Origin of the sequence: Methanobrevibacter sp. UBA188, assembly GCF_905234905.1 — an archaeon.
In the GTDB taxonomy this organism is placed as follows: Archaea; Methanobacteriota; Methanobacteria; order Methanobacteriales; family Methanobacteriaceae; genus Methanocatella.
This window is the reverse complement of the sequence record NZ_CAJOJM010000069.1, coordinates 1-3,246: the sequence shown is the minus strand read 5'-3', so window position 1 is coordinate 3,246 and position 3,246 is coordinate 1. Positions and strand designations below refer to the sequence as shown.

3 protein-coding genes (1 of these 3 only partly in view) are annotated in these 3,246 nt (G+C 32.3%); 2 read left to right on the top strand and 1 reads right to left on the bottom strand.

Translation table 11 applies throughout. The features are described from left to right. Positions 1-22, top strand: partial view of a C1 family peptidase gene (locus QZ143_RS09185; RefSeq protein WP_292883476.1) — the 3' end only. Its footprint begins 2,504 nt before the window's first position; the window shows 22 of its 2,526 coding nt (coding positions 2,505-2,526); its start codon lies beyond the left edge, outside the window; it ends in the stop codon at positions 20-22. 14 nt (positions 23-36) lie between these two features. Further along, positions 37-2,307, top strand: a complete 2,271-nt coding sequence (locus QZ143_RS09180; protein ID WP_292883473.1) for an Ig-like domain-containing protein — start codon at positions 37-39, stop codon at positions 2,305-2,307. A 13-nt stretch (positions 2,308-2,320) separates the two neighbouring features. On the opposite strand, the gene QZ143_RS09175 is transcribed toward QZ143_RS09180, so the two are convergent. Next, complete coding sequence (locus QZ143_RS09175) at positions 2,321-3,019, bottom strand: thymidylate synthase (RefSeq protein ID WP_292883470.1); 699 nt, start codon at positions 3,017-3,019, stop codon at positions 2,321-2,323. Positions 3,020-3,246 lie beyond the last annotated feature (227 nt).

The window sequence follows — 3,246 nt, the reverse complement described above, 5'->3', positions numbered from 1 at the left end:
TTTGATGAATACGGCAATTTAGTAAAAAGTGGAAATGTGACATTCACAATCAACGGTTTGGATTATACTGTTAAAATTGCAAATGGCATTGCCAAATTCAATGCTTTGCTCATTAAGAATCAAATAAATAAATTTTATGCAAGATTCAGTGAAGTCGGTTATAATCAGTCAAGCAATTTCATAATGGTTTCCGACAAGCCGGTCAACACATCAATAAATCTAAACGTTTCATCTTCAAAAAATAATCCTTTCGAAATCAATGCATTGGTTTTGGACAAAAACGGTAATAGGGTAGAAAGCGGAATGGTTACTTTTAATGTTGATGGTGAGGACTATAAGGTTAAGGTGAATGATGGGGAGGCTAACTTGACTCATATTTTCAAATCCGGTGGATTAAAAAATATTGTAGTCAGTTATGATGACTTATACTGTTACGCTTCTTCAAAAAAGACATTGTCTAAGGAAATTGAGATAAAGGATATTTCAATTTATCTGTCCGTTGACAATAACTACAATCCTGTTGTCATTACTGCAGAAGTGGTTGATAAGGATGGATTTTCTGTGAATTGTGGTAAAGTTACTTTCAATGTGGAGGGAAGTGATTTTACTGTAGATGTCAAAAACGGTTTGGCTAGCTTGAAATATAATTTCAAACGTTTTGGTTATAATAAAATAGTTGCCACATATGCGGATGATTCTTATTTATATAAATCCAATTCCGTCTATGATTACTTTGATATTTCAGCTATAAAGACTTATTTGGAATTTAATTTTGATACAGTCAATGTATTCAATCCTGTTAATATAAGCTGTACCGTTAGGGATTTGGATTCCAATTTGGTCAATAGAGGATATGTCACTTTTATCATAAATAATGTTGAAAGCAAAGTCAAGGTAGAAAACGGAGTGGCCAGTTTGGAGTATCTATTCAAAAGCTTTGGAACCAATATGGTTAGTGCCAAATATGAAGATGATGGTGGTTACTATGGCGATTCTTCCAATTCAATATCCTTGAACGTATCCAAGACAAGTGTGGATTTGTCTGTGGATGTGAGTGTTGTGAAAAATGTCCATACAATTATGGTCACTATTTCAAAACCTGTTTCAGATTATGTGGTAATTAAACTTAATAATAATCCTTATTCAGTTAAATCAGATAATGGTCAGGCCATTTTAATATTGGAAAATCTTGATCCTGGAAAATATGAAATTAATGCATATATGGATAGTTATATTTATAAGTCTGATGAAGCAACATCTGATTTCACCGTTGATAAGAAAGCTACCAAAATTTACTGTGATGATTTCTTCTACTTTGACAGTCAAATTTCATGCCCTATAACCTTAGTGGACGAATTCGGACATGAAGTTTCAGGATGCAAGCTTTCGGTAAATATTGATGGAAAATTGTATGATGTCACTACCAATGGAAGTGGTGTTGGATTAGTTAAGTTCAGTTCTAATCCTGGCGATAAGAAAATTTACGTTTCATTCAATGGAAACAGTAAATATCTAAAGTCCAATCTCTCTAAAACAATAACAATCAAGTCAACAATAGAATTGCCAAATGATGTTAAATATACTTACAATGCAAAATATTCTGCTGTTTTCCGTGATGCCAAAGGCAACTTATTAAAAAATACAAATATTACTCTCAAAATAAACAATAAGGTATGCAGTCTGGTTACTGATGATAATGGAGAAATATCCCATAATATTGATTTGGCTAAAGGAAAATATGATGTCGTTGTTACAAATTTACCAACCAGTGAAGTTAAGACACAATCAATCAATGTTGTTTCACGTTTGACTGCCAGTGACGTGACAATGTATTATGGTGCAGGCAAATATTATAAGGTTAAAGCCTATGATGACCATGGCAATGTTGCAAAAGGAGTTAAGGTAACAATCAAGTTCAACGGCAAAACATTTTACAGATACACAAATTCCAATGGTTATGCATCATTAAAGATATCTGCAAAAGCAAAAACCTATACAATAACATCTACTTACAAGTCATTTAAGGTTTCAAACAAGATTGTCATAAAGCCGACACTCATAACCAAAAACATGGCGGTCAAAAAATCCAAGACATTCAAGTTCAACGTTAAGCTTTTAAATTCCAAAGGAAAAGTCTTGAAAAGTAAAAAAATCACAGTTAAATTCAAGGGAAAGATCTATAAAACTAAAACAAATAAGAAAGGAATAGCTACCTTTAAAATAAAGGTCAATTCAGTAAAAGGAAAATTCACAATAACTACAAGCTATGGTAGTTTAAAAAATACAAATAAAATAACAGTTAAATAAGGTTATTGAAACCTTATTTATTAACTTTAATAAGATTGCGTGCTGCTTTTAAATCGGTGTTGTAGATATGGCCTGATGTTGAGTGGTAATGTACTCCACCGAAGTTTAATTTTTCACCGACTATTTCTTTGTTAACTTCCTCTTTCATTTTCAAGCCTAGATATGCGATGAAATACATGTTGGAGTAGAATGCGCCGAAAATATCATTGCTTCTGAAAATGCAGTGTATGGTCAGTTCGTTGTCACGCACGATGCATTGCAGGAACTGAAGGCACGGGATATCCTCTCTTTCAGCATCAAGTTCCGGGTCGATTGTAACTGCCACTGCCCTGTTTGATCCGGTTGCAGTTAATATTCTCTGTTTCATTGTGTTGAACTGGTCAATGTCGAAATGTGCATAAATACGATTCGGATAGGTGTATACAAATCCCTGATCATCCGGATTTTCAGCTGATTTTACATATTCATATAGTGCATCGCTTTTCATCGGACATCCTTCTACATCGAATTTTCCGTTCTTTATGTCGGATAATAACATTTCAGTAGTGTAATGCTGGTATTTTGCCCTGAACTTTAGATTGAATGGGTCGTCAATTATATAGAAGTTTCCGAGACTTTCAATCAGGTGATGATTTGAGTCCTTATAAGTTTCTTTTCCTTGCTTTAAGATTTTATTGACAAATTCGAGGTAACATTCATTAATAGTTAACATAAAATAGCTCCTTTTATTGGTTAAATTTTTATAAAATATAATATTAAATAATTTCTATTTGAAGAAAATAATATTTTTCAATGCTTTCATCTACATCAACAAAATTTAAAATATATTTTATGCCATATGCATTGATTATGTTAATGTTTGTTTTTATTATTCTAATGGTTGGTGATGATACTATTGGTTTAATTACTTATACTTTTAATTATTTGAACGGTCAAAAT